This window comes from Staphylococcus sp. EG-SA-10 (assembly GCF_017151945.1).
Lineage (GTDB): Bacteria > Bacillota > Bacilli > Staphylococcales > Staphylococcaceae > Staphylococcus > Staphylococcus aureus.
On the sequence record NZ_JACVZJ010000011.1, the window covers coordinates 31,749 to 58,541 of the forward strand.

25 protein-coding genes and 2 pseudogenes are annotated in these 26,793 nt (G+C 31.4%); 21 read left to right on the plus strand and 6 right to left on the minus strand.

The features are described from left to right. The first annotated feature begins 91 nt into the window (after positions 1-91). A complete protein-coding gene (gene pheS / locus IDG45_RS09200; RefSeq protein ID WP_000003566.1) occupies positions 92-1,150 on the plus strand; it encodes a phenylalanine--tRNA ligase subunit alpha in 1,059 nt (352 codons plus the stop codon). Next, entirely contained in the window at positions 1,150-3,552 is a 2,403-nt protein-coding gene (gene pheT, locus IDG45_RS09205; RefSeq protein WP_000908995.1) for a phenylalanine--tRNA ligase subunit beta, read from the plus strand. The genes pheS and pheT overlap by 1 nt, the downstream gene beginning before the upstream one ends. A 423-nt stretch (positions 3,553-3,975) precedes the next feature. On the opposite strand, the gene rnhC is transcribed toward pheT, so the two are convergent. Then, entirely contained in the window at positions 3,976-4,914 is a 939-nt protein-coding gene (gene rnhC, locus IDG45_RS09210) for a ribonuclease HIII (RefSeq protein WP_001284261.1), read from the minus strand. Between the two features lie 374 nt (positions 4,915-5,288). On the opposite strand from rnhC, the pseudogene IDG45_RS09215 reads away from it, so the two are divergent. From IDG45_RS09215 to trxA, 5 genes and pseudogenes are all read left to right on the plus strand, one after another. Further along, a pseudogene (locus tag IDG45_RS09215) lies at positions 5,289-5,548 on the plus strand (cell division protein ZapA). Between the two features lie 7 nt (positions 5,549-5,555). Next, positions 5,556-6,077 (plus strand): CvpA family protein, encoded by a 522-nt coding sequence (locus IDG45_RS09220; protein WP_000234068.1) that lies wholly within the window; start codon positions 5,556-5,558, stop codon positions 6,075-6,077. A gap of 72 nt (positions 6,078-6,149) precedes the next feature. After that, positions 6,150-7,862: a DNA polymerase/3'-5' exonuclease PolX gene (gene polX, locus IDG45_RS09225; RefSeq protein WP_000161948.1), complete on the plus strand. Its 1,713-nt coding sequence runs from the start codon at positions 6,150-6,152 to the stop codon at positions 7,860-7,862. A 9-nt stretch (positions 7,863-7,871) separates the two neighbouring features. After that, positions 7,872-10,220 (plus strand): endonuclease MutS2, encoded by a 2,349-nt coding sequence (locus IDG45_RS09230; RefSeq protein WP_001249271.1) that lies wholly within the window; start codon positions 7,872-7,874, stop codon positions 10,218-10,220. A 172-nt stretch (positions 10,221-10,392) separates the two neighbouring features. After that, positions 10,393-10,707, plus strand: coding sequence for a thioredoxin (trxA, locus tag IDG45_RS09235; RefSeq protein WP_001018928.1), 315 nt, complete (start codon positions 10,393-10,395; stop codon positions 10,705-10,707). A gap of 62 nt (positions 10,708-10,769) precedes the next feature. On the opposite strand, the gene IDG45_RS09240 is transcribed toward trxA, so the two are convergent. Then, positions 10,770-10,865, minus strand: a complete 96-nt coding sequence (locus tag IDG45_RS09240) for a hypothetical protein (protein ID WP_001803554.1) — start codon at positions 10,863-10,865, stop codon at positions 10,770-10,772. Between the two features lie 165 nt (positions 10,866-11,030). Between IDG45_RS09240 and uvrC the strand changes: the two genes are divergently transcribed. The 9 genes from uvrC (at position 11,031) to ecb (ending at position 19,325) form a co-directional block, all read left to right on the plus strand. Continuing rightward, the gene (gene uvrC, locus IDG45_RS09245) at positions 11,031-12,812 is read left to right on the plus strand and encodes an excinuclease ABC subunit UvrC (protein ID WP_000390515.1); all 1,782 of its coding nucleotides are present in this window, start codon (positions 11,031-11,033) and stop codon (positions 12,810-12,812) included. Between the two features lie 323 nt (positions 12,813-13,135). After that, positions 13,136-13,750: a succinate dehydrogenase cytochrome b558 subunit gene (locus IDG45_RS09250; protein WP_000079317.1), complete on the plus strand. Its 615-nt coding sequence runs from the start codon at positions 13,136-13,138 to the stop codon at positions 13,748-13,750. 51 nt (positions 13,751-13,801) lie between these two features. Then, the gene (sdhA, locus tag IDG45_RS09255) at positions 13,802-15,568 is read left to right on the plus strand and encodes a succinate dehydrogenase flavoprotein subunit (RefSeq protein ID WP_000818282.1); all 1,767 of its coding nucleotides are present in this window, start codon (positions 13,802-13,804) and stop codon (positions 15,566-15,568) included. Beyond that, positions 15,568-16,383: a succinate dehydrogenase iron-sulfur subunit gene (gene sdhB, locus IDG45_RS09260; RefSeq protein WP_000139712.1), complete on the plus strand. Its 816-nt coding sequence runs from the start codon at positions 15,568-15,570 to the stop codon at positions 16,381-16,383. Before sdhA ends, sdhB begins: the two co-directional genes overlap by 1 nt. A gap of 238 nt (positions 16,384-16,621) precedes the next feature. Further along, positions 16,622-17,422 carry a glutamate racemase gene (racE, locus tag IDG45_RS09265; protein WP_001039651.1) on the plus strand — a complete coding sequence of 267 codons (801 nt, stop codon included), beginning with the start codon at positions 16,622-16,624 and terminating at the stop codon, positions 17,420-17,422. 11 nt (positions 17,423-17,433) lie between these two features. Beyond that, on the plus strand, positions 17,434-18,021 hold the full coding sequence (locus IDG45_RS09270) for an XTP/dITP diphosphatase (RefSeq protein ID WP_000659318.1): 588 nt from the start codon (positions 17,434-17,436) through the stop codon (positions 18,019-18,021). Continuing rightward, complete coding sequence (locus IDG45_RS09275; RefSeq protein ID WP_000049499.1) at positions 18,014-18,517, plus strand: YfcE family phosphodiesterase; 504 nt, start codon at positions 18,014-18,016, stop codon at positions 18,515-18,517. Before IDG45_RS09270 ends, IDG45_RS09275 begins: the two co-directional genes overlap by 8 nt. A gap of 129 nt (positions 18,518-18,646) precedes the next feature. After that, the gene (locus tag IDG45_RS09280; protein WP_001798506.1) at positions 18,647-18,814 is read left to right on the plus strand and encodes a hypothetical protein; all 168 of its coding nucleotides are present in this window, start codon (positions 18,647-18,649) and stop codon (positions 18,812-18,814) included. A 193-nt stretch (positions 18,815-19,007) separates the two neighbouring features. After that, on the plus strand, positions 19,008-19,325 hold the full coding sequence (gene ecb, locus IDG45_RS09285) for a complement convertase inhibitor Ecb (RefSeq protein ID WP_000739204.1): 318 nt from the start codon (positions 19,008-19,010) through the stop codon (positions 19,323-19,325). Positions 19,326-19,680: 355 nt separating this feature from the next. On the opposite strand, the gene IDG45_RS09290 is transcribed toward ecb, so the two are convergent. Next, positions 19,681-20,079: an FPRL1 inhibitory protein FLIPr gene (locus IDG45_RS09290; protein WP_111063849.1), complete on the minus strand. Its 399-nt coding sequence runs from the start codon at positions 20,077-20,079 to the stop codon at positions 19,681-19,683. A 672-nt stretch (positions 20,080-20,751) separates the two neighbouring features. Between IDG45_RS09290 and IDG45_RS09295 the strand changes: the two genes are divergently transcribed. From IDG45_RS09295 to IDG45_RS09305, 3 genes are all read left to right on the plus strand, one after another. Next, positions 20,752-21,258 (plus strand): SA1002 family membrane protein, encoded by a 507-nt coding sequence (locus tag IDG45_RS09295; RefSeq protein WP_000584398.1) that lies wholly within the window; start codon positions 20,752-20,754, stop codon positions 21,256-21,258. 258 nt (positions 21,259-21,516) lie between these two features. Next, on the plus strand, positions 21,517-22,014 hold the full coding sequence (gene efb, locus IDG45_RS09300; RefSeq protein ID WP_206171606.1) for a fibrinogen-binding protein: 498 nt from the start codon (positions 21,517-21,519) through the stop codon (positions 22,012-22,014). 153 nt (positions 22,015-22,167) lie between these two features. Then, complete coding sequence (locus IDG45_RS09305) at positions 22,168-22,518, plus strand: complement inhibitor SCIN family protein (RefSeq protein WP_000669529.1); 351 nt, start codon at positions 22,168-22,170, stop codon at positions 22,516-22,518. Between the two features lie 596 nt (positions 22,519-23,114). Here IDG45_RS09305 and IDG45_RS09310 read toward each other — a convergent pair. The 3 genes and pseudogenes from IDG45_RS09310 to hyl all read right to left on the minus strand — a co-directional run bounded on the left by IDG45_RS09310 (position 23,115) and on the right by hyl (position 25,592). Further along, on the minus strand, positions 23,115-23,300 hold the full coding sequence (locus tag IDG45_RS09310; protein ID WP_001032818.1) for a hypothetical protein: 186 nt from the start codon (positions 23,298-23,300) through the stop codon (positions 23,115-23,117). Positions 23,301-23,921: 621 nt separating this feature from the next. Then, positions 23,922-24,155 carry a hypothetical protein gene (locus IDG45_RS09315; protein WP_000231631.1) on the minus strand — a complete coding sequence of 78 codons (234 nt, stop codon included), beginning with the start codon at positions 24,153-24,155 and terminating at the stop codon, positions 23,922-23,924. Positions 24,156-24,631: 476 nt separating this feature from the next. Then, a pseudogene (gene hyl, locus IDG45_RS09320) lies at positions 24,632-25,592 on the minus strand (alpha-hemolysin). Between the two features lie 672 nt (positions 25,593-26,264). On the opposite strand from hyl, the gene IDG45_RS09325 reads away from it, so the two are divergent. After that, entirely contained in the window at positions 26,265-26,411 is a 147-nt protein-coding gene (locus tag IDG45_RS09325) for a hypothetical protein (RefSeq protein WP_000765708.1), read from the plus strand. After that, positions 26,368-26,592 carry a hypothetical protein gene (locus IDG45_RS09330; RefSeq protein WP_077453138.1) on the plus strand — a complete coding sequence of 75 codons (225 nt, stop codon included), beginning with the start codon at positions 26,368-26,370 and terminating at the stop codon, positions 26,590-26,592. The genes IDG45_RS09325 and IDG45_RS09330 overlap by 44 nt, the downstream gene beginning before the upstream one ends. Positions 26,593-26,793: the final 201 nt, after the last annotated feature.

The window sequence follows — 26,793 nt, forward strand, 5'->3', positions numbered from 1 at the left end:
TATTTTTTAAGAGGATGAAAGTCATTTTTTAGTTAAACAACAAATATGATAAATAGAAAATGAATAGTTCGAATAGGGAGGTCAGTGACATATGTCTGAACAACAAACAATGTCAGAGTTAAAACAACAAGCGCTTGTAGATATTAATGAAGCAAATGATGAACGTGCACTGCAAGAAGTTAAAGTGAAATACTTAGGTAAAAAAGGGTCAGTTAGCGGACTAATGAAATTGATGAAGGATTTGCCGAATGAAGAGAAACCTGCGTTTGGTCAAAAAGTGAATGAATTGCGTCAAACAATTCAAAATGAATTAGATGAAAGACAACAGATGTTAGTTAAAGAAAAATTAAATAAGCAATTGGCTGAAGAAACAATTGATGTATCATTACCAGGTCGTCATATTGAAATCGGTTCAAAGCATCCATTAACACGTACAATAGAAGAAATTGAAGACTTATTCTTAGGTTTAGGTTATGAAATTGTGAATGGATATGAAGTTGAACAAGATCATTATAACTTCGAAATGCTGAATTTACCTAAATCACACCCTGCACGTGATATGCAAGATAGTTTCTATATTACGGATGAAATTTTATTACGTACGCATACATCACCAGTGCAAGCACGTACGATGGAATCACGTCATGGTCAAGGTCCAGTTAAAATTATTTGCCCTGGTAAAGTGTATCGTCGTGACTCTGATGATGCGACACATAGTCATCAATTTACACAAATTGAAGGATTAGTTGTTGATAAAAACGTTAAAATGAGTGATTTGAAAGGTACTTTAGAATTGTTAGCTAAGAAATTATTTGGTGCTGATCGTGAAATTCGTTTACGTCCAAGTTATTTCCCATTCACTGAACCTTCTGTAGAAGTTGATGTGTCATGTTTTAAATGTAAAGGAAAAGGTTGTAATGTGTGTAAACACACAGGATGGATTGAAATTTTAGGTGCTGGAATGGTACATCCTAATGTATTAGAAATGGCTGGTTTTGATTCTTCAGAGTACTCTGGATTTGCATTTGGTATGGGACCAGACCGTATTGCAATGTTGAAATATGGTATAGAAGATATTCGTCATTTCTATACTAATGATGTGAGATTTTTAGATCAATTTAAAGCGGTAGAAGATAGAGGTGACATGTAATGTTGATATCAAATGAATGGTTGAAAGAATATGTAACAATCGATGATTCTGTAAGTAATTTGGCAGAACGTATTACGCGCACAGGTATTGAAGTGGATGATTTAATTGACTACACAAAAGATATCAAAAATTTAGTTGTCGGCTTCGTTAAGTCAAAAGAGAAACATCCTGATGCAGATAAATTAAATGTTTGCCAAGTTGATATCGGAGAAGACGAACCTGTACAAATAGTATGTGGTGCACCGAATGTTGATGCAGGACAATATGTCATTGTTGCTAAAGTAGGTGGAAGATTGCCTGGTGGTATTAAAATTAAGCGTGCCAAATTACGCGGTGAACGTTCAGAAGGTATGATTTGTTCGTTACAAGAAATTGGTATTTCAAGTAATTATATACCGAAAAGTTTTGAATCAGGCATTTATGTATTTAGTGAATCCCAAGTTCCAGGAACAGATGCCTTACAAGCTTTATATTTAGATGATCAAGTAATGGAATTTGATTTAACGCCGAATCGTGCAGATGCTTTAAGTATGATAGGTACTGCTTATGAAGTTGCAGCATTATATAATACAAAAATGACTAAGCCAGAGACAACATCAAATGAGCTTGAGTTATCTGCAAATGATGAACTAACCGTGACAATTGAAAATGAAGATAAAGTACCATATTATAGTGCACGTGTTGTTCACAACGTGACAATTGAACCCTCGCCAATTTGGATGCAAGCACGCTTAATAAAAGCAGGTATACGTCCTATTAATAATGTTGTCGACATTTCAAATTATGTGTTATTAGAATACGGTCAACCATTGCATATGTTTGATCAAGATGCGATTGGTTCACAACAAATTGTTGTTCGTCAAGCTAATGAAGGCGAAAAAATGACAACATTAGATGATACAGAACGTGAATTATTAACGAGCGATATTGTCATTACTAATGGACAAACTCCAATTGCATTAGCTGGTGTTATGGGTGGCGATTTTTCAGAAGTTAAAGAACATACATCAAATATAGTTATTGAAGGTGCTATTTTTGATTCTGTTTCCATTCGTCATACATCAAGACGTTTAAATTTACGCAGTGAATCATCTAGTCGTTTTGAAAAAGGAATAGCTACTGAATTTGTAGATGAAGCAGTCGACCGTGCATGTTATTTATTACAAACTTATGCAAACGGAAAAGTGCTAAAAGATAGAGTATCTTCAGGAGAACTTGGTGCATTTATTACACCAATCGACATCACTGCTGATAAAATTAATCGCACTATTGGATTTGATTTGTCACAAAATGATATTGTTACTATTTTTAATCAACTAGGGTTTGATACAGAAATAAATGATGATGTTATTACAGTGCAAGTACCATCACGTCGTAAAGATATTACAATTAAAGAAGATTTAATTGAAGAAGTTGCACGTATATATGGTTACGACGATATTCCATCAACGTTACCTGTCTTCGAAAAAGTTACTAGTGGTCAGCTAACTGATCGTCAATATAAAACTAGAATGGTTAAAGAAGTGTTAGAAGGTGCTGGATTAGACCAAGCTATTACGTATTCATTAGTTTCTAAAGAAGATGCTACTGCATTTGCGATGCAACAGCGTCAAACAATTGATTTATTGATGCCAATGAGTGAAGCGCATGCGTCATTACGTCAAAGTTTATTACCACATTTAATCGAAGCGGCATCATATAATGTGGCACGCAAAAATAAAGATGTAAAATTATTTGAAATCGGCAATGTCTTCTTTGCTAATGGTGAAGGTGAACTACCAGATCAAGTTGAATATTTAAGTGGTATTTTAACTGGAGATTATGTAGTCAATCAATGGCAAGGTAAGAAAGAAACGGTTGATTTCTATTTAGCAAAAGGTGTCGTGGATCGAGTAGCTGAAAAGTTAAACCTTGAATTTAGTTATCGTCGTGCTGATATTGATGGATTACATCCAGGTCGTACAGCTGAAATCTTGTTAGAGAATAAAGTTGTTGGTTTTATTGGTGAATTACATCCAACATTAGCAGCTGATAATGATTTAAAACGGACGTATGTTTTTGAGTTGAATTTTGATGCATTAATGGCTGTGTCGGTAGGTTACATTAATTACCAGCCAATTCCGAGATTCCCAGGCATGTCTCGTGATATTGCATTAGAAGTGAATCAAAATATTCCAGCAGCTGATTTATTATCAACGATTCATGCACACGGTGGCAATATATTAAAAGACACACTTGTCTTTGATGTATATCAGGGTGAACATTTAGAAAAAGGTAAAAAATCAATTGCAATACGTTTAAATTATTTAGACACAGAAGAAACATTGACAGATGAACGTGTTTCAAAAGTACAAGCGGAAATTGAAGCAGCATTAATTGAACAAGGTGCTGTTATTAGATAATGATTTAAACCCCATGTTAAGGATATCTGAAGTAGATTAATATCCCTAACATGGGGTTTTATTTTTGGATTCACCAATTAGGTTCCAATTCATTTATAAATCAAAGAGGCACAGCGGATTACAGATGATGCTTCGCATCACTGCATATAAAGTCATACTTATGAGCAAAGCAAATTAGTATGACTTACCTAATTAGGGTCACCAATTAGGTTCCAATTCATTTATAAATCAAAGAGGCACAGCGGAATATAGTTGATGCTTCGCACAACTGCATATAAAGTCATACTTATGAGCAAAGCAAATTAGTATGACTTACCTAATAGGATCACCTATTAGGTTCCATTTCATTTAAAAATCAAAGAGGCACAGTGGATTACAGTTGATGCTTCGCACAACTGCATAAAAGCCTCTAATGATTAAAAATCAAAGAGGCTTTAAAATTTTTTGGGCTTTTTCACGATTTTTAAAATGCTTTTTTGAAATGGTATCTAAACGTGAAATACCGTATTTTTTTATAATTTTGGCGGCGATTACATCGACTTTAGCACCGGCACCTTTAGGAATTGTCATATTAATATTTTTTGATATTTGATCCATATACGTAACAAATGCGTATCTAGAAATTATGCTTGCCACTGCAATGGCTAATGACTTCGATTCTCCTTTTGTTTCAAATTTTGTTTTCTTTGGAAGTGGTATATCGGATAATGCGTAATGGCTATACACTTCGCGTTTTGCGAACTGATCAATGACGATATAGTCTAATTGAGACGAATCAATTTTTTCAAGTACATTTTTGATGGCTTCATTATGAAGAACAGCTTTCATTTTTACTTGAGTCCAGCCTTTTGCTTGCTGAATATTATATTTTTCATTGTGTAGTGTTAATAGTGAATGTGGGATGAAAGTAACCAATTGCTCAGCAAGTTCTACAATTTTGGTATCGGTTAATTTTTTTGAATCATCTACACCCAAAGTTTTTAAAATAGGGACATGCTCTTTGGTAACGAAAGCAGCACATACAGTCAATGGACCAAAGTAATCGCCACTTCCAGCTTCATCACTACCAATACAGTTAAATTGATCATACATTAAAGTTTGTTCAAGAAAAGAATTAGCCATATTTTTCTTTTTAGTTTTATTAGTATTCAATTGAGAATGCTGCGGTAGAAGTTCTTCAGACACAGCTTCTGCATGATTACCTTGAAACATGACTTTACCTGATTGGTAAATATTTACAGTTGTATTTTGATACTTTGCACGTGCTTTCATACCTTGAGGTAAATTCTCAGTATCAAAAGAAATGCGTGACATTAATGTCGTTATGTCTTTATCCGACAATTTAAAAACGATATTCGCCATTTGTGTAAATCCTTTCATATAATTTCATTATCATTAGCAAAAATAATCATATCATAAATGATAATAACGTCAGAAACATTTATATATGTTGTAAAGAATTAATTGCGGATACTTACAAAATACATAGTGGTCATGTATAATGTTTATGAAAATGTTATAGTGACACAATTTAAACATGATAAAGTATTGAATAGAAAATTCTTTACATTATTTCATTTCATTATAAAAAGAACATTAAGTCATCTATAGAGATTGTGTTGTTGTTTTATCGTAATTGCAATATAACAATATTAGTATCAAATTCAGACAAACAATCCAGTCATATTTTATAACGTGAATTTAGATTTTAAAAAAAGGATCAGGAGAAATTATAAATGGCACAGTTTAAAAACAAGGTAAATGTATCAATTAATGATCAGCTTTTTACAATTGTTGGGGAAGATAACCCAGAGCACATACGATATGTAGCACATTTAGTTGATGATAAAATAAAAGAATTAGGGTATAAAGCAGCAGGTTTAGATACTTCAAGAAAAGCAATACTAACTGCTGTGAATATTATGCATGAAAAAGTACTACTAGAAGAAGAAAATCGTCGTTTGAAACAACAAATTCACAAATTGCAGCAGCGTGAGCAATAAATGGTCATTGATTTTATCATAATCATTTTCTTTGTGTATTTTGTCATCGTTGGATTCAGACGAGGTTTTTGGTTATCTATGATACATTTGAGTGCAACGATTGTATCATTGTGGATTGCCAGTCAATTTTACAAATCTATTGTAGAAAGATTAATTGTATTTATTCCATATCCTAAAACAACAGCATTTAATACAACTTTTGCGTTTCATTTTAATCATCTACAAAATCGATTTGAAGCGATTGTAGCTTTTTTAATGATTACATTGTTTTGTAAGTTCATTTTATATCTAATTATCGTAACTTTTGATAAAATAATAGCGTATCAAAACATTCATATTTTCAGTCGTGCAATGGGAATGATAGTTGGTGTGTTTATGACGATAATTGTCTTACACTTTACGTTATATCTATTGGCATTATATCCTAACGAAGCATTACAACATCAGCTTAAAATATCTATTGTGAGTCATTCATTGATTTTTCACATCCCATATTTATCGGCTTTCACCATTAATTTATAAATTATCATAAGAGGTCAGGACAAAGGTATATATTAATGATACGTCCTGGTCTTCTTTTTATGGAGTGTTATTATGACAAAAAAAGATGTTATCAAACTATTAGAACAAATTGCTACTTATATGGAATTAAAAGGGGAAAATACTTTTAAAATATCAGCGTATCGAAAAGCAGCTCAAAGTCTTGAATTAGATGAACGACCATTAGATGAAATATCTGATGTAACGGAGTTAAAAGGCATTGGTAAAGGTGTTGCAGAAGTAATCAATGATTACCGTGAGACCGGTGAATCTCAGTATTTACAGCAATTACAGGAAGAAGTTCCGGAAGGTCTTATTCCACTTTTGAAAATTCAAGGACTTGGAAGCAAGAAAATTGCTAAGCTATATAAAGAGTTGAATATTGTTGATAAAGCTTCACTTCAAGTTGCTTGTGAAAATGGAAAAGTTAGTGAATTAAGCGGATTTGCTAAGAAAACGGAACAAAACATATTAGAAGCTGTGAAACAACTTGGTGCTAAGAAAGATAGATATCCAATTGATCAAATGAGAAGACTTAATCAAGAAATCATTGATTATATAGATACATTAAATTATATCGATCAATATTCATCTGCAGGAAGCTTCCGTCGTTTTAAAGAAATGAGCAAAGATTTAGATTTCATAATAAGTACCGATAACCCAAAAGCAGTGCAGCAACAATTATTAAATATTCCCAATAAAGTAAAAGAAGTTGCAGTGGGGAACACAAAAGTTTCATTAGAATTAGCGTATGATGATGAAACGATTGGTGTCGATTTTCGATTAATTGAACCAAGTGCTTTTTATCATACATTGCAGCATTTTACTGGGTCAAAAGAACATAATATAAGAATTCGACAACTTGCTAAAGCACGTGATGAAAAAGTAAGTGAATATGGAATTGAACAAGCTGATGGTACATTAATTCAATATGATAGTGAAGCCAAAATATATGAACATTTTAATGTGAATTTTATACCACCTGCTATGCGAGAAGATGGTAGCGAATTTGATAAAGATCTAAGTAATATCATTACATTAGATGATATTAATGGAGATATTCATATGCATACAACGTATAGTGATGGTGCGTTTTCCATTCGAGACATGGTAGAAGCAAATATCGCAAAAGGTTATAAATTCATGGTAATTACTGATCATTCACAAAGTTTACGTGTTGCTAATGGCTTACAAGTAGAAAGACTTTTAAGACAAAACGAAGAAATTAAAGCTTTAGATAAAGAATATAGTGAAATTGATATTTATTCAGGTACAGAAATGGATATATTACCTGATGGCTCGCTGGATTATGATGATGAAATTTTAGCACAACTTGATTATGTAATTGGAGCTATTCATCAAAGCTTTAACCAATCAGAAGAACAAATTATGGAACGATTAGCTAATGCATGTCGCAATCCATACGTGCGACATATAGCGCATCCAACAGGGCGTATTATAGGTAGAAGAGATGGTTATAAACCGAATATTGAACAATTAATGGCATTATCTGAAGAAACGAATACAGTATTAGAAATTAATGCCAATCCACATCGACTGGATCTGAACGCTGATATCGTTCGTAAATATCCAAATGTGAAATTAACTATTAACACTGATGCGCATCATACAAATCATTTAGATTTTATGAATTATGGCGTAGCAACTGCGCAAAAAGGATTTGTAACAAAAGATAGAGTGATTAACGCATTATCGCGTGAAGCTTTCAAAGACTTTATTGAAAATAATATAAAACTTAAGAAATAGAGGGATTTTATGAGACAAAAAACATTAGACGTCTTAGAATTTGAAAAAATAAAATCACTCGTTGCCAATGAAACTATTAGTGACTTAGGCTTGGAAAAGGTCAATCAAATGATGCCAGCTACTAATTTTGAAACGGTTGTTTTTCAAATGGAAGAAACGGATGAGATTGCTCAAATCTATAATAAGCATCGTTTACCAAGCTTGAGTGGCTTATCTAAAGTATCAGCATTCATTCATCGCGCTGATATTGGCGGCGTTTTAAATGTATCAGAGCTTAACTTGATAAAAAGATTAATTCAAGTACAAAATCAATTTAAGACATTTTATAATCAATTGGTTGAAGAAGATGAAGATGTTAAATACCCAATATTAGATGACAAGATGAATCAATTACCTGTGTTAACCGATCTTTTTCAACAAATAAATGAAACATGCGATACGTATGATTTATATGATAATGCGAGTTATGAATTGCAAGGGATTAGAAGTAAAATTTCTAGCACGAATCAACGTATTAGACAAAATTTGGACCGTATTGTTAAAAGCCAAGCAAATCAGAAAAAATTATCAGATGCTATTGTAACAGTTAGGAATGAAAGAAACGTTATACCTGTCAAAGCTGAATATCGACAAGATTTTAATGGGATTGTACATGATCAATCTGCTTCAGGACAAACATTGTATATTGAGCCATCATCAGTTGTTGAAATGAATAATCAAATTAGTCGATTACGTCATGATGAAGCAATTGAAAAAGAACGCATTTTAACGCAACTAACTGGTTATGTGGCTGCGGACAAAGATGCACTACTTGTGGCAGAACAAGTCATGGGTCAGTTAGATTTTTTAATCGCAAAAGCGAGATATAGTAGAAGTATTAAAGGAACAAAGCCGATATTTAAAGAGGAACGTACTGTATATTTACCTAAAGCATACCATCCATTATTAAATCGTGAGACTGTTGTAGCTAATACCATCGAATTTATGGAAGATATTGAAACGGTAATTATTACAGGACCGAATACAGGTGGTAAAACAGTAACATTAAAAACATTAGGTTTAATTATTGTTATGGCTCAATCTGGATTGTTGATTCCAACACTTGATGGTAGTCAGTTAAGTGTATTTAAAAATGTATATTGCGATATCGGAGATGAACAATCAATAGAACAATCATTATCAACTTTTTCATCTCATATGACGAATATAGTTGAAATTTTAAAGCATGCAGATAAACATAGTTTAGTTTTATTTGATGAATTAGGTGCAGGTACAGATCCAAGTGAAGGTGCTGCCTTAGCAATGAGCATTTTAGATCATGTTAGAAAAATTGGTTCTCTAGTAATGGCAACGACGCACTATCCTGAACTTAAAGCATATAGTTATAATCGAGAAGGCGTTATGAATGCGAGTGTAGAATTTGATGTAGATACTTTGAGTCCAACGTATAAGTTATTAATGGGTGTGCCGGGTCGTTCAAATGCTTTTGATATTTCTAAAAAGTTAGGTCTTAGTTTGAATATTATAAATAAGGCTAAGACGATGATTGGTACTGATGAAAAAGAAATAAATGAAATGATTGAATCATTAGAGCGTAATTACAAACGTGTAGAGACACAGAGGTTAGAACTGGACCGTCTTGTAAAAGAAGCGGAGCAAGTGCATGATGATTTATCTAAGCAGTATCAACAATTCCAAAATTATGAAAAGTCTCTAATAGAGGAAGCGAAAGAAAAAGCAAATCAGAAGATTAAAGCTGCAACAAAAGAAGCTGACGATATTATTAAAGATTTAAGACAATTGCGTGAACAAAAAGGTGCAGATGTTAAAGAACATGAATTGATTGATAAGAAGAAACGATTAGATGATCATTATGAAGCGAAATCTATAAAGCAAAATGTACAAAAGCAAAAATACGATAAAATTGTTGCTGGTGATGAAGTAAAAGTATTATCTTACGGTCAAAAGGGTGAAGTTTTAGAAATTGTCAATGATGAAGAAGCAATTGTTCAAATGGGAATTATTAAAATGAAGTTACCTATTGAAGATTTAGAGAAAAAACAAAAAGAAAAAGTTAAGCCAACGAAAATGGTTACACGTCAAAATCGTCAAACAATTAAAACTGAACTTGACTTACGAGGCTACCGTTATGAGGATGCTTTAATTGAACTAGATCAATATTTAGATCAAGCCGTTTTAAGTAATTACGAACAAGTTTATATCATTCATGGTAAAGGTACAGGTGCACTTCAAAAAGGTGTACAACAACATTTGAAAAAGCATAAAAGTGTTAGTGACTTTAGAGGTGGTATGCCAAGCGAAGGTGGATTTGGCGTTACCGTTGCAACACTAAAATAAATTATAATTTGATAAATTAAATAGCTGCAGTTAAAATAATGTAAAGCAACAAGAATACATTTCAAACATGTTATTTGAAATAAGCATAAAAATTGAGCAAATAGAAATACATGAAGCATGTTATCTGATATAATTTGAACATCATAATAATAATTAAGGAGGATTGGCATTTATGGCAATCGTAAAAGTAACAGATGCAGATTTTGATTCAAAAGTAGAATCTGGTGTACAATTAGTAGATTTTTGGGCAACATGGTGTGGTCCATGTAAAATGATCGCTCCAGTATTAGAAGAATTAGCAGCTGACTATGAAGGTAAAGCTGACATTTTAAAATTAGATGTTGATGAAAATCCATCAACTGCAGCTAAATATGAAGTGATGAGTATTCCAACATTAATCGTCTTTAAAGACGGTCAACCAGTTGATAAAGTTGTTGGTTTCCAACCAAAAGAAAACTTAGCTGAAGTTTTAGATAAACATTTATAAGTTACAACCAATGACGACTGGGGCATTTCTTTAATGAATTGCTCCAGTTTTTGTTTGTGTTTTTAACATAAAAAGTTGAATGATAAGTCATCATATTGTTTACGACTTGAGAATGGTGGGATTAATAAATCTATGAACGATAAATGATAATCAAGCATGCTAATAGACATGTAGCAGTTGGTTTGATAAAACAATGTTAAATATTACAAGATGTGCATGAAAAGTCGTACTCGAAGATGTTGATTATGAACTAGAATTAGTGGTGATAAATTTGAAGCGCTTTCGTAGCATCATTCATTTTAAAATTAGAAGGGGGGATATTTTTGGAAGACTATAAGCAACGAATTAAAAATAAATTAAATGTCGTACCTATGGAACCAGGCTGCTATTTAATGAAAGATCGTAATGATCAAGTGATATATGTTGGCAAAGCTAAAAAGCTAAGAAATCGCTTGCGATCGTATTTTACGGGCGCTCATGATGCTAAAACAACGAGACTGATTGGAGAAATACGTCGCTTTGAGTTTATTGTCACGTCAAGTGAAACAGAGTCACTTTTACTGGAATTGAATCTGATTAAACAATATCAACCTAGATACAACATTTTATTAAAAGATGATAAAAGTTATCCATTTATTAAAATAACAAAGGAAAAATATCCTAGACTACTAGTGACGAGAACCGTAAAACAAGGTACTGGCAAATATTTCGGACCGTATCCGAATGCATATTCTGCTCAAGAAACTAAAAAGTTATTAGACAGAATATATCCATATCGCAAATGTGATAAGATGCCAGATAAATTATGTCTTTATTACCATATTGGACAATGTTTAGGACCATGTGTATATGACGTTGATTTGAGTAAATACGCACAAATGACGAAGGAAATTACTGATTTTCTGAATGGGGAAGACAAAACAATTTTAAAAAGTTTAGAAGAGCGAATGTTAACTGCAAGTGAATCACTTGATTTTGAACGGGCTAAAGAATATAGAGATTTAATTCAACATATTCAAAATCTAACTAATAAACAAAAAATTATGTCATCAGATAAAACGATTCGTGATGTCTTTGGTTATAGTGTTGATAAAGGATGGATGTGTATCCAAGTTTTCTTTATACGACAAGGTAATATGATAAAGCGAGATACAACGATGATTCCCTTACAGCAAACAGAAGAAGAAGAATTTTATACATTTATTGGACAATTTTATAGTTTAAACCAACATATTTTACCTAAGGAAGTTCATGTACCACGTAATTTGAATAAAGAAATGATTCAATCTGTTGTGGACACTAAAATCGTTCAACCCGCGCGAGGTCCCAAAAAAGATATGGTTGACCTAGCTGCACATAACGCTAAAGTATCCTTAAATAATAAATTTGAATTAATATCACGTGATGAGTCCAGAACAATTAAAGCTATTGAAGAACTTGGAACACAAATGGGAATTCAAACACCAATTAGAATTGAAGCATTCGATAATTCTAATATCCAAGGTGTGGATCCAGTGTCAGCAATGGTTACATTTGTCGATGGTAAACCAGACAAGAAAAATTATAGAAAGTATAAAATCAAAACGGTTAAAGGTCCAGATGATTACAAATCAATGAGAGAAGTAGTAAGACGACGATATTCTCGCGTTTTAAACGAAGGATTACCATTACCGGATTTAATTATAGTAGATGGTGGTAAAGGACATATGAACGGGGTTATTGATGTGCTACAAAACGAATTAGGTCTTGATATCCCTGTTGCAGGTTTGCAAAAAAATGATAAACACCAAACATCTGAATTATTATATGGCGCTAGTGCAGAAATTGTACCACTGAAGAAAAATAGCCAAGCATTTTATTTGTTGCACCGTATCCAAGATGAGGTTCACAGATTCGCAATCACATTTCATAGACAAACACGTCAAAAGACAGGCTTGAAATCAATCCTTGATGATATAGATGGTATCGGTAGCAAACGTAAAACATTATTATTGCGTTCATTCGGTTCAATCAAGAAAATGAAGGAAGCTACACTTGAAGATTTTAAAAATATAGGTATTCCTGAAAACGTCGCAAAGAACCTACATGAACAATTGCATAAATAAATTACTGGGCGTGAGAATCATTCTCATGCCCCAAAATATATGAAATAATGTTACAATATGGTTAACAAAGTTATTTTTTTGAATGTACGTGGAAGCGTTTTCTAAATGAGAAAGTTTATCATCACAAGCAATCTTAAATATCGAATCCAAATGTTACATTGTTCGACATGCAGTTTGGTGATCGTGCAGTGTGTATTTGTCTTTAAAATGTTTCGCTTAATGATAATGACAACGCTAGAAACGATATCACTTTAGGGGGTTAAGCGTACGTTTAATATAAATAGCTCAATAAATTAAATATTCGTTCACAGGGGGGACTCCTTTTGGCTCAATCAAAAAATGAATTTTATCTAAGACGTATTCACTCGTTATTAGGTATTATCCCAATAGGTGCATTTTTGGTCGTTCATTTATTAGTGAATCACCAAGCAACACAAGGTGCTGAAGCGTTTAATAAGGCATCTAACTTTATGGAATCATTACCATTTCTAATTATTGTAGAATTTTTATTTATATACATTCCGTTGTTATATCACGGTTTGTTTGGTATACACATTGCATTTACAGCAAAAGAAAATGTTGGACATTACTCGATTTTTAGAAACTGGATGTTCTTCTTCCAAAGAGTGAGTGGTATCTTAACATTTATCTTTATTGGTATCCATTTATGGCAAACACGTTTACAAAAAGCATTTTACGGCAAAGAAGTGAATTACGATTTAATGCACGAAACATTGCAACATCCTGGATGGGCAATATTTTATATTATTTGTATTATTGCTGTTGTGTTCCACTTTGCAAATGGCTTATGGTCATTCTTAGTTACTTGGGGTGGACTTCAATCTCCAAAATCACAACGAGTATTTACATGGGTTTCATTAATCGTATTCTTAGTTATTTCGTATATTGGTGTTACTGCAATTATTGCCTTTATGTAATACATCGCATTTAACAAATATAGATTGAAAATTTAGGGGAGTGAAATTTTTATGGCAGAGAAACATCTTATTGTTGTCGGAGGTGGCCTAGCGGGCTTAATGTCAACAATTAAAGCGGCAGAAAAAGGTGCACATGTAGATTTGTTCTCAGTTGTACCAGTAAAGCGTTCGCACTCTGTTTGTGCCCAAGGTGGCATTAATGGTGCGGTCAATACTAAAGGGGAAGGCGATTCTCCTTGGATTCACTTTGATGATACAGTGTATGGTGGCGACTTCCTTGCAAACCAACCACCTGTTAAAGCGATGACAGAGGCAGCACCTAAAATTATTCATTTATTAGACCGTATGGGCGTAATGTTCAATAGAACAAATGAAGGTCTATTAGATTTTAGACGTTTCGGTGGTACATTACACCACAGAACAGCATATGCAGGGGCAACAACTGGACAACAATTATTATATGCATTGGATGAACAGGTTCGTGCATATGAAGTAGATGGATTAGTTACGAAGTATGAAGGATGGGAATTCCTTGGCATAGTTAAAGGTGACGATGATAGTGCAAGAGGTATCGTTGCACAAAATATGACAACTGCTGAGATTGAAACATTTGGTTCAGATGCAGTTATTATGGCAACGGGTGGCCCTGGTATCATCTTCGGTAAAACGACAAACTCAATGATTAATACAGGATCAGCGGCTTCCATTGTTTACCAACAAGGCGCTATTTATGCTAATGGTGAGTTCATTCAAATTCATCCTACTGCAATCCCTGGTGATGATAAACTGCGACTAATGAGTGAATCAGCACGTGGTGAAGGTGGACGAATTTGGACATATAAAGATGGTAAGCCTTGGTACTTCTTAGAAGAGAAATATCCTGATTATGGTAACTTAGTACCTCGTGATATCGCGACGCGTGAAATTTTCGATGTATGTATTAACCAAAAATTAGGTATTAATGGCGAAAACATGGTATATCTTGATTTGTCACATAAAGATCCACATGAGTTAGATGTAAAACTAGGTGGTATCATTGAAATTTATGAAAAATTCACTGGTGATGACCCACGCAAAGTACCAATGAAGATTTTCCCAGCTGTCCACTATTCAATGGGTGGTCTATATGTAGATTATGATCAAATGACAAATATTAAAGGGTTATTTGCAGCTGGAGAATGTGACTTCTCTCAACATGGTGGTAACCGCTTAGGTGCCAATTCATTGTTATCAGCGATTTATGGTGGTACAGTAGCAGGTCCAAACGCGATTGAGTATATTTCAAATATAGATCAATCATATACTGATATGGACGAAAGTATTTTTGAAAAACGTAAAGCTGAAGAGCAAGAACGTTTTGATAAATTATTAGCTATGCGCGGTACAGAAAATGCATATAAATTACACCGTGAACTTGGTGAAATTTTGACAGCAAATGTAACTGTTGTTCGTGAAAATGAAAAACTGTTAGAAACAGATAAAAAGATTGTTGAATTGATGAAACGTTATGAAGATATTGATATGGAAGATACTCAAACTTGGAGTAACCAAGCGGTATTCTTTACTCGTCAATTATGGAACATGTTAGTACTTGCACGTGTTATTACGATTGGTGCATATAACCGTAACGAATCACGCGGTGCCCATTATAAACCAGAATTCCCGGAGCGTAATGATGAAGAGTGGTTAAAAACGACAATGGCCTCATTCCAAGGCGCATTTGAAAAACCACAGTTTACTTATGATGACGTCGATGTGAGTTTAATACCACCTCGTAAACGTGATTACACAAGTAAGTCTAAAGGGGGTAAAAAATAATGACTGAACAATCAGTGAAAAACACTCCACAACATGAAACACAATCTAAACCGAAACAAAAAACAGTAAAATTAATTATTAAACGACAAGATACAAGTGATTCTAAGCCTTATGAAGAAACATTTGAAATTCCATATCGTGAAAATTTAAACGTCATTGCATGTTTAATGGAAATTAGACGTAACCCAGTTAATATTAAAGGTGAAAAAACAACACCTGTTGTCTGGGATATGAACTGCTTAGAAGAAGTATGTGGAGCATGTTCTATGGTTATCAATGGTCGTGCAAGACAATCTTGTTCTGCGATTGTTGATCAATTAGAACAACCTATTCGTTTAGAGCCAATGAATACTTTCCCAGTTATCCGTGACTTACAAGTTGATCGTTCTAGAATGTTCGATAACTTAAAACGTATGAAAGCATGGATCCCAATTGATGGAACGTATGATTTAGGTCCGGGACCACGTATGCCAGAGAAAAAACGTCAAACAGCTTATGAATTATCTAAATGTATGACATGTGGTGTATGTTTAGAGGTTTGTCCTAATGTTACTGAAAATAATAAATTCGTTGGTGCGCAAGCAATCTCGCAAGTTCGTTTGTTTAATTTGCACCCAACAGGATCTATGACTAAAGATGAACGTTTAAATGCATTAATGGGTACTGGTGGCTTACAGCAGTGTGGTAATTCACAAAACTGTGTTAATGCTTGCCCTAAAGGTATTCCATTAACAACATCCATTGCAGCAATGAACAGAGAAACAACATTCCACATGTTTAAATCATTCTTTGGTTCAGACCATGAAGTAGAATAAAAATTAATCCCTTTTGAGTTAAAATGTTATGTTCCTTTCAAAATTAAATTGAATGGAGATACACAAAAACTTAGAAGGGATTTTTTATAGTTACATTACATGACAATATGATAGTGAGCTAATTTAAAATAAGTATTATATTATAATGACAAAAATGGTAAACACAGTGCATAATACTAAAATCCAATGCTTAGTTATGATAAACTAAAAATTAAATTAAAAGTAAGGATGACCGAATATGAATAAACCAATAGGTGTAATAGACTCTGGTGTCGGAGGTTTGACAGTAGCTAAAGAAATTATGCGTCAGTTGCCAAATGAGACGATTTATTACTTAGGTGATATTGGGCGATGTCCATATGGGCCAAGACCAGGAGAACAAGTAAAACAATATACAGTTGAAATCGCTCGTAAATTAATGGAATTTGATATAAAAATGCTCGTGATTGCTTGTAATACTGCAACTGCTGTAGCTTTAGAATATTTACAAAAGACCTTATCAATCCCAGTGATTGGCGTAATTGAACCAGGTGCTAGAACAGCAATAATGACGACTAAAAATCAAAATGTATTAGTACTAGGAACGGAAGGCACAATTAAATCTGAAGCATATCGTACGCATATTAAACGTATAAATCCACATGTAGAGGTACATGGCGTTGCCTGTCCAGGTTTTGTGCCACTTGTAGAACAAATGAGATATAGTGATCCAACAATTACAAGTATTGTTATTCATCAAACATTGAAACGTTGGCGTAATAGTGAGTCTGATACTGTCATTTTAGGATGTACACACTATCCATTGCTCTATAAACTTATCTATGATTATTTTGGTGGTAAAAAGACAGTGATTTCGTCTGGATTAGAAACCGCTCGTGAAGTTAGTGCATTGCTAACATTTAGTAATGAACATGCAAGTTATACTGAACATCCAGATCATCGATTTTTTGCAACAGGTGATACCACACATATTACTAACATTATCAAAGAGTGGCTAAATTTATCTGTCAATGTGGAACGTATATCAGTGAATGACTAGGAGGATTTTTAATGAAAGAGATTGTTATTGCATCGAATAATCAAGGGAAAATAAATGACTTTAAAGTGATATTTCCAGATTACCACGTAATAGGTATTTCAGAACTAATACCAGATTTTGATGTGGAAGAAACAGGATCAACATTTGAAGAAAATGCTATATTAAAATCAGAAGCTGCTGCAAAAGCATTGAATAAAACGGTCATAGCTGATGACAGTGGACTAGAAGTTTTTGCATTAAATGGTGAGCCAGGTATATACTCTGCACGTTATGCTGGTGAAAATAAAAGCGATGAAGCAAATATTGAAAAATTATTAAATAAGCTTGGTAATACAACTGATCGTCGTGCGCAATTTGTTTGTGTCATAAGTATGAGTGGCCCTGATATGGAAACAAAAGTATTTAAAGGTACTGTTTCAGGTGAAATTGCAGATGGGAAATATGGCGAAAATGGTTTCGGATATGATCCGATATTTTATGTACCGAAATTAGATAAAACTATGGCTCAACTTTCTAAAGAACAAAAAGGGCAAATTAGTCATAGACGAAATGCGATTAATTTACTTCAAGCTTTTCTTGAAGGTGATCAACATGTCTAAATGGATTGTTGTGAGTGATAATCATACTGAATCTGGCATTTTATATCAAATTTATGAAATGCACCCAGATGCAGATGTATATTTACATTTAGGAGATTCAGAGTTCACGTATGATGATACGGAACTTAGCTTATTTAATAGAGTAAAAGGCAATTGCGATTTTTACCCAGAATTTGAAAATGAAGCGGTCGCAAAATGTAATGACGTGAAAGCATTTTACACTCATGGACATTTATATCAAGTCAATCGAACAAGAGATTTATTAGCTGCAAAAGGACTTGAATTAGGTTGTTTGTTTGCATTTTATGGACATACACATGTGGCAAAATATGAGTATATTAATGGTGTTCATGTTATTAATCCTGGAAGTATATCTCAATCTAGAAGTTCAATGGAAGAAACATATGCTGAAGTTATTATTGATGATCAAACTTTACATGGCACCATCAATTTCAAAAATCGACATCATGAAACAATAAGTCATACTACTTTTTAAATAGAAAGTAGCTATGGCTTTTTTTAATTTATAGACTGATTTAACTAGGAGGTCGTGACATGAATGTTTGTTTAAAAGTGTTGCTGACAATTTTTAGAAGGTAACTGGAATGAATAATACATTTATGTTGTGAAAAGAATTGTAATTTTGGGGAATGTGATTGTTGATGGTCCTATATGGTTGAATCATGTTGATTATTTGGTTAAAAGTGTATTATTAAAAAGTATAAAATTAATATTCCAAGAAGTCAGGAAATTTGAAATTTTAGTTAAAATCATGAATCGTATACATATTTAAAAGGATTTCTAAAGGCATAAATTATATCAATAATTTGATGGTTAAAATATGGAGTAGCAAAATTCTTGAAATTCAGAAATGTAGTGACACAAATATTAATGTTTAGTTAATAAATAGTTAATGTAGTTTTTTGTATCTGTCTATTATTATAAATATATACAAAATAAATATTTGAGGATAGGTGTTATTAATTATGAAAAAGAATTTTATTGGGAAATCAATTTTAAGCATAGCTGCTATTAGTTTAACGGTATCAACGTTTGCCGGTGAATCTCATGCACAAACTAAGGCTGAAAAATATGATCAGTATCAAACAAACTTTAAAAAACAAGTAAATAAAAAAGTTGTGGATGCACAAAAAGCTGTAAACTTGTTCAAACGTACAAGAACTGTTGCAACACACCGTAAAGCACAAAGAGCTGTTAACTTAATTCATTTCCAACACAGTTATGAAAAGAAAAAATTACAAAGACAAATCGATCTAGTTTTAAAATATAATACTTTAAAATAATTGATAGAAGCCATGCTATAGAGTGTGGCTTTTTGCTATATCTAAAGTTATAATTAATTTATAATGTTGTGTTCATTTGAATGGTGAGCTTATGGGGATAAATCATATATATAATTACTTAAAAGTGAATGCAATAGTTGTTTATGTTTTGAACAAGCGAGGTGGCAATTGTGAAAAGGAAATCGAATGTATTAACAATCATAAAAATTGTAACGGATATAGTGGCAACCGTGTTAATCATACGTGCTTTATTAAACAATCGTAAAGATGCTAAATAAATTGGGAGTTACCTAAAATAAAAAAGCACGCCAAAACGTTAGCATTGTTTTCTAACGTTTGGCGTACAACTATTTAATTAATACCAACTAATTGAATCGATTTCACCGTTTTTAACCACTAGAATATTTTTTCTATGTTCTTCTAATGGGCGAGTGATATCGAATGTATAATAACCATTTTTACCACCGTCTTTGATTTTTACTACAGCTATTGTATTGCCTTTACCCATCTTTTTAGCTATTACATATAAGTCTTCAACAGTTTTACCTTTATAGTGTTCGTTTTTTTCATCGGCTTCTTTTATTAATTTATCAGCACGTTCCTCGTCCTTTTTAGCTTGATCTGCTAAATTTTTAGCGATTTCTAAACCTTTCCATTCATAACTAAAGAACGCCTTAGCATCATTAGTTTGAGTTAGAAGACCTGCAGCGATTACTGTAGATGCGATAATAGTTTTTGTGATATTTTTTTTCATAATAAGTTCTCCCTGTAAAATAAATTTGTACTTACTAATGCGAGTACACTGCTATTTTACAAACGGTTTCATGCATTTACCAGTTAACACTTCATTAATTAAAATTAAGTGCAAATTAATAAGGTTTAATGCAATCGAAAAAGAATAATGATGAATTTGATGGTATTATTTTTATTTGAGGTATTATTGAATTTGTTGATAGTATAATAATAGTAGTAAACGTCACTCAACTATGATTGAATAATTTTTATTGTTAAAACGATATTTGTATTTCTCTACATTTTATTTGTAATATTGGGTAGACAAACACTCCAAATTGTTATCCACATAGCTTTTTTGATAATTAATGTTTATAAAACAAAGAAATGACACATAGTAGAGAAGTAATTAATATGTATAATTTTACTTATAAAGAAATAAGAGATATATTCTAATTATGGTTGATATGTTATGATTAATATATAAGTTAAAAATTATACTATTTAGTTGTATTATGCATTTTCGAAGTAAGCATAATTCAACACTTACATTTTTAAATAGATAAAATAGTGTAAAATCACGTGCCAAGATTACTATAGAGTAGGCATTGAGTATTATTGGCAATCACTTAAGTGATTGTTATTTTTTCGTGGTCAATAATAAAGATATAAATAAATATATTGAGGTCAAACGATGATAATTAAAATTTTAACAATTCTATTACTACTTTGTATATTGAGCTATTTGGTTACAAATAGAAAGAAGCCTTTTCTGTTCTTAAAGACACTCTTTATGGGTGTGGTATTTATATTTATAGGATATATTTCACTGGCAATATCTGCCGTAATTATTTATGGTATTATTCAATTTATTACAATTGATTTTGGTAGTTTTTTCTTAATGGGTATTATATTGATCTTGATTTCAAGTATATTCCAATTATTTATAGTTAGATTACTTTTTAGAAAAAAGAATGTCGATTTGACAGAGGTTGTCGTTTTAGAACATTTAATTCAATGGTTCTTAGTTTACTTTGCGATCTATCAGGCAGTAAATGAAAAAATGGACATTAATGATATTAATATCGACAATTTCCAATCTGTCTTTTTTGACGTGTCTAATTTGAATTTAGTAATTCTACCAACGTTAATCATTAGCTGGGTCACAATATTTAACTATAGAATGAGAAGTTACAAATAAAATCTATGAAATTATACCATCAGACACCAACATTCAAATGGTGTCTTTTTTGTTGTGTGGTTTTATTTTTGAAATTCGAAAAAGTAGAGGCGTGAATTTTTTGACTAGTGTATAAGTGCTGATGAGTCACAAGATAGATAACTATATTTTGTCTATATTATAAAGTGTTTATAGTTAATTAATAATTAGTTAATTTCAAAAGTTGTATAAATAGGATAACTTAATAAATGTAAGATAATAATTTGGAGGATAATTAACATGAAAAATAAATTGATAGCAAAATCTTTATTAACAATAGCGGCAATTGGTATCACTACAACTACAATTGCGTCAACAGCAGATGCGAGCGAAGGGTACGGTCCAAGAGAAAAGAAACCAGTGAGTATTAATCACAATATCGTAGAGTACAATGATGGTACTTTTAAATATCAATCTAGACCAAAATTTAACTCAACACCAAAATATATTAAATTCAAACATGACTTTAATATTTTAGAATTTAACGATGGTACATTCGAATATGGTGCACGTCCACAATTTAATAAACCAGCAGCGAAAACTGATGCAACTATTAAAAAAGAACAAAAATTGATTCAAGCTCAAAATCTTGTGAGAGAATTTGAAAAAACACATACTGTCAGTGCACACAGAAAAGCACAAAAGGCAGTCAACTTAGTTTCGTTTGAATACAAAGTTAAGAAAATGGTCTTACAAGAGCGAATTGATAATGTATTAAAACAAGGATTAGTAAAATAAAACTTCAATCGTTGCTGTTATGTGGAAATAAATAATTAAATATTATGTTAATTTTTATTAATGAAAAAAGTAATCTATTTAATGACAGGTTAATGTAATTGTCCTGAAATTGACTATATACTCAGTAAGTATCAATTTTAAGGAGAGTTTACAATGAAATTTAAAAAATATATATTAACAGGAACATTAGCATTACTTTTATCATCAACTGCGATAGCAACTATAGAAGGGAATAAAGCAGATGCAAGTAGTAAGAAAGACTATATAATTCAAAGTGAGTTTCATGATAAACGCATAGCAGAAGAATTAAGAACTTTACTTAACAAATCGAATGTATATGCATTAGCTGCAGGCAGCTTAAATCCATATTATAAACGTACGATTATGATGAATGAATATAGAGCTAAAGCGGCACTTAAGAGTAATAACTTCGCTAAAATGGCTGATGCTAAAGTTGCATTAGAAAAAATATGCAAAGAAATTAATGAAATTATAAATAGATAAGAAATAAAACAGGTTGAGACAAAAAATGGTCTTAACCTGTTTTCAATTTGCATATGTGATAAATTCTATATCAAAATGCTTATGTATAATGAATGACATTTAAAAGTAGGGGAGACAAATTTAAATACAATAGTTCCTAGGATTACTTTCAAAATAACTATATCAATTATTTACTTTGCTCTCCTATTTTTTAAAATTGGTACATGTTTAAACAATCAAAAGTGTACATTATTAAATTATCAGTTCCAGTTCTAGTGCAATAATGGTAGTAGTTGACTATATGAAAATACACTTGTAACAAGTTTTTTCAATACTCGTGGGGCCCCAACACAGATAATTTCGAAAAGAAATTCTACAAACAATGCAAGTTGGGGTGGAGCCACAACAGAGAGAAATTGGAACCCCAATTTCTACAGACAAAGCAAGTTGGGGTAGGACATCGATAAAGAAATACTGTTTCTTTAGAAATTAGTATTTCTTATGAATGAGTTTTACTCATGTATTCATTTTTTAAGTACACATTAGCTACAGCTAATGATAAAGAACCACTACATAATAAATCATTAGTGGTTCTTTATCATTTCTATCTCACTCTTTTACTGGAAGAAAAAGTTTACGTTTGTAGAACATGCCACAATACCAAAAATAATTAAGAAAAATAAGACGATAAGCATGATGACACTTTTCAAACAACCTCTATCAGTTTCTTTCGATTTTCTTTGTTGAACCTTTTTATAATCTTCAAGTAGTTTTGTCGCTTTTTTATTTATATGTTTATTCATGATGTTGACTCCTTATAATATATGTTTAATTCATTAAAATAGTTGAAAACATGACTTGAAATAAAGATATAAAGCTAAAGTAAGGATGTACAATTGTTTCAAATTTTATGAAAGTATAAGGTTAAATATGTTAATTTGATGATGATATTTGCTTTTTATTTTCCAAATGGAATTTCCTTAAACTGATGCATTAAAATATTAATGAAGCACTAGAATACATAAATGAATAGTAATGGTGCACAGTATAGAATAATTAAGGCTATATTAAGTATAAATATCGTTAACTGTAAGCTATCTTTAGTTTTAATATAAACTATTAGGATAATCGACGTAAGAAGAATCATATATATTAATGATGAAGAAGTCCATACAAAATCCGCATCATTTGTTGTTAATAATGGGACTATAATTAATCCGAAATTAATCATGCATGCTATATATACTATAATGTTATACACAATGTTAATTTTTGTTCACCACCTTATACTTCTATTTTAAAAACTTCTTTATAATGATATATTGTTTAATGTTGAAATAATTAGATTATCTAATTTTCATTTGCTTTACATGTAAAAGGCTATATATAGTATGCTCTTTATGATTCTAAATGCTTTTTAATATTTAATGCTCATCAACATTTGGATTTTGAATATTCAATTCAAAAACTTTATTAGCTACGTCAATTGTAAAATCAGAACCATAGTTGACATGAGCTACTTTTAATTTTCCATCTAAATAATAGATTGCGATTGCAACATCGTAAAATTCGTCAATGACAAATAAACTCTTTTCGTTTGCTACAACCTCATGCTCTCCTGAGTATACAACGTTAATTTCCCAATCATTAAAAACCATTTGTTAACCTCCTTGAACATTTAAATTGATTCAACTTAAGTTTAACTTATTCATACAACTTCGTACAATATCTAGATGAACATTAATTGTATTTCTAGAAATCTTTTTCAATTATATGTACTAATTATACTTTTAAATTTCTTATTTCAGTATAGTTTTAAAACGATTTTAAATTAATTCTGCAAATATATTAACACATAATGTGTTCAAAAAGTTTTGAACAATTTCAAAACTTTTATATAAAGGGTTTGACAACATGGAATTCAAATATCTTATTTTAAAAATCACCTCATATAGTGTCATGTTTAGTCTAACTTTTAAGTCAGGAAAGCAAATCAAGTAGATAGTTTAAATTAAAAATATCATAAGTTAATTAAACTAAATTCAGTATAAAAATTAGCCGAAAAACATCATTTCTGAAGTTATCGGCTAAAGTTATAAATTATATTTATTTGTACATGAACAAATAATTTACATTAATTTGTCATTTCTTCTTTTTCCCAATCGATTTTATATCTTTCTGAAGAACGATCTGTCCATTTATCTTTAGTATTGGTACCTTTCCAATTTGTTGAAGTCCAATGCAATTGGTAGTCATCACGAACTCGTTCGTATATTACATCTATATTTGTTTGTTGTTTGGATGCTTTTCTATCCATAGTAATAACTGTAGCGAAGTCTGGTGAAAACCCTGAAGATAATAGAGAACTTGCTTTGTTAGGATCAAGGAAGTTATCTGCTGCTTTCATAGAGCCATTTCTAGTTTTCATGAAAAGTTGATTACCATATACCGGGTTCCAAGAATCTCTATCATATGGTCCCCAATTTTGATTCACCATATTGTTAAATATCACTTTCCAGCCTACTTTTTTATCAGTTGGGCTCTCTAAAATTGTTTTGAAATCCGGTTGAACATATTTGAGTGTATGACCAATCGAAACATTTGCACCAATAAGGCCACCAATTTTTCCTGTATCATCACCAGTAACATTACCGTTGAATCCATAAGTTAAAGTACTCATATACTCTTTTGTATCAATCGAATTTCTTGGATAGTAATCAGATATTTGAGCTACTTCATTATCAGGTAGTTGCAACTGTACCTTAAAGGCTGAAGGCCAGGCTAAACCACTTTTGTTAGCACCTTTCTTCGCTATAAACTCTATATTGACCAGCAATGGTACCTTTCGTTCTAATAACTAGCAGTTTTTTATTGTGATTTTTATCATCGATAAAACTATAAAATACTTTTTTGTGCATGCCATTTTCTTTATCATAAGTGACTAAATCACCTGTTTTTACTGTAGTATTGCTTCCAATATCTGTAGTACCGGTTTTAATATTAATATCAGAATCTGCGGCATTAGCGACAGGATTCATTAATATAGAACCTAGCAATAGTGTTGTTGTTACTGAGCTGACTATACGTGTTTTCATTTTCATCATCCTTCTATTTTTTAAAACGATTTGAGGAAACAATAATCAATATGTCAATTTAGAATATTGCAGTTGAGACATATCAAATATTTATAATCGTTTATATTAGTATATTTAATGTAGCAACTGATAAATTACTGAGTGATGATGAGTGATTATTTTAAGAATATGTTTTTAACTTTTATTTAAAATTTGAAAGGAAGCATTTCAATTTCGAGGGTTAGTCAAAGTTGAATAAATTCTTTATGAAACAAGGAAAAGACATAGCTAATTTTATTGATTAATTTCTTTAAAACTAATGATTTGTTTGATTTAAAAATGTAATCGATTACAATATAAAAATACAAATATCTTAGAATTAAATCAATTAATTAACTATTAAATAAAAATTAACTATATATTAACTACTGTAAATTAATAAATAGAAATAGAGAAAAAGGGTATTAATTATGTTTGGAATTTCGTCGGGAATAAATTTTGCCGATACATAGAAATATCTAATAGATAACGAAAAAGTATCGTATGTATTTTTAATATAGTGTAAAATATTATATGTAAAATAAAATGTAGGTTTTTAGTTAGAGGCATTATAAGAAAATTTTGAGTATAGGTTAGCTTTTAATGATGAATCTTATTGAAATTTGATTAATAAAAATATGATAGGGGATTAAAATGAAACTATTTTACATCGTATTTCTTATTATTATATGGCTGAATATATTTTTAGGAAATGAAATCATCCATACACTGACTGTTTTAATAACAACATTGTATATTGTTAATTCAAGAAAGGGGATTAAAAATGACAGAGTTGAATAATATTATAAACTCTCTTCAATCTTTGTTTGAGTCTGAATCAGGCTATAAAATTTCGAAAAATTCAGGAGTTCCATATCAAACAGTACAAGATTTAAGAAATGGGAAAACCAAACTAGAAGATGCTAGATTTAGAACGATTATTAAACTTTATAGTTATTATGCCTCATTAAAAGAACACTAATCATGGGACAATAAAGTATTGCTAAAATAATTGAATCATTAAATGAAGGAATAGAGCCTTAGACATAATAAATCAATGAACTGCACCCAGTCTAGTAGACAATTAAATAATTAAAATTAATGGTTGGTTTTGTTGTTATACAGAATCAGCCATTTTTAATGTAATTCTTTCATGATTAAAGAAAAGAATAAAATCATGAAT